Origin of the sequence: Nocardiopsis sp. RV163, from assembly GCF_001029525.1 — a bacterium.
Classification (GTDB): domain Bacteria; phylum Actinomycetota; class Actinomycetes; order Streptosporangiales; family Streptosporangiaceae; genus Nocardiopsis; species Nocardiopsis dassonvillei.
Window position 1 is genome coordinate 1 of the sequence record NZ_LEKI01000332.1, and the last position, 1574, is coordinate 1574.

Annotated in this window: 2 protein-coding genes; one reads left to right on the top strand and one right to left on the bottom strand. The window is 71.7% G+C overall.

Translation table 11 applies throughout. The features are described 5' to 3' along the window. A partial coding sequence (locus ABD54_RS26540; RefSeq protein WP_047872292.1) for an MFS transporter occupies positions 1–490 on the bottom strand: 490 nt, incomplete at its 3' end. Positions 491–560: 70 nt separating this feature from the next. On the opposite strand from ABD54_RS26540, the gene ABD54_RS26545 reads away from it, so the two are divergent. Then, a complete protein-coding gene (locus ABD54_RS26545; protein WP_047872291.1) occupies positions 561–1556 on the top strand; it encodes a LysR family transcriptional regulator in 996 nt (331 codons plus the stop codon). Positions 1557–1574: the final 18 nt, after the last annotated feature.

Consider the following 1574-nt stretch of genomic DNA (forward strand, 5'->3'; position numbering starts at 1 on the left):
CACCCATCCCGCCCAACGGGTTGCCCGCGATGTACAAGCCCGTGGCACGCGGGGCGTCGGCCGGGTGGATCTCCTCCGACAGGTAGGCAACGGCCGCCGCGGGCACCCCGCCCAGGGCCGCGCCCTGCAACGCGCGCAACACCAGCAGCAGCCACAGATCACCGGCGAACGGAATCGCACACCCCAACAGGGTCGCGACCAACAGGGAGACGCCGATGACGCGCGCGCGACCGAAACGATCCGCCGCCCCGCTCCACACCAGAGTGAACCCCGCCAGACCGCCGGTGGCCAACGAGACCGCGAGCGCCGCCTGGGAGGCCGAGGCGCCGAACCCCCCGGCGATCGCGGGCAGGATCGGCTGGACCGACCACAACTGCGCGAAGGTCGCCACCGCGGCGGCCACCAACGCGATGACCGTGCGCCGGTAAGCACCGGTCCCCGCACGCGGACGGGTCTCGTGATCGGACGGCGAGGCGCTGGTCAGGGTCATACCGTCCACGCTAGAAAGACCACTTTCATACGTCCAATGCATGCGTTGACGCCCATCCATACTGGAACGCATGGAACACCGCGAAAACGACGAGGACATCGACGCCGACACCCTGGCCCGGGTACTGGCACCGCGGCTGCGGATGGTGGCCGCGGTGGCCGCGACCGAGCACATCACCCAGGCAGCCGAAGCACTGGGAATCCCCCAACCGACCCTGAGCCGGGCCCTGGCCCGCACACAGCAGGAACTGGGGATGGCCCTGGTCGAACGCACCGGACGCGGGGTCCGGCTGACCCGCGCCGCAAGACTGCTGCTGCCGCACGTGGAACGGGCCCTGGCGGACCTGCGCCAGGGCCTGGCCGAACTGACCGGCGCCGAGGAGGGCCGCGTAGCACTGACCTTCCTGCCCACGCTGGGGGTGGAGGTGGTCCCGGCGCTGCTGCGCGGTTTCCGCGCCCAACACCCGGGAGTGCGCTTCTCCCTGACCCAGGAACCGTGGTCGGAGTCACTGCACAGACTCACCGAGGGCAACGCCGACCTGGCCCTGACCTCACCGCTGCCCACGGGCCGGGGACTGGCCGCGGCCACGCTGCACACCCAGGTGCTGCGCCTGGTAGTGCCCGAGCAACACGCGCTGGCACGGCAACACCGGAGCCCGGACACCCGGGCGGCGGACCACACCGCGGGCCCGACGGTAGCGGTGACCGCCGCAGCCCACGAGGAGTTCATCCTGCTCAAACCCGGACGGGGCGTACGCCACCTGACCGACCGCATCGTGGAACAAGCGGGATTCACCCCCCGGGTGGCCTTCGAAGCCGACGACATCGCCACCGCACGCGGACTGGTCGCGGCCGGACTGGGGGTGTCCGTGCTCCCCGCGCGCCCCAAGGGACCGCTGAGCGGAACGGCGGAGCTGGGCATCGAGGGCGTGGACGCCCACCGCCCCATCGGAGTGGTCTGGCCCCAACAGGGATCGGGCGGCGGCTACGAACCCCCGGCAGTGGCACTGTTCCGCGACCACGTGCGACGGGTGGGCCCGCACGTGATCCCCGACCTGACCGGATGAGAGCGCACCCGCCCGACC

What these genes read in the sequence shown, in the direction of transcription:
- ABD54_RS26545 (WP_047872291.1), top strand. Translation starts at nt 561, where the DNA reads ATGGAACACCGCGAAAACGACGAGGACATCGACGCCGACACCCTGGCC.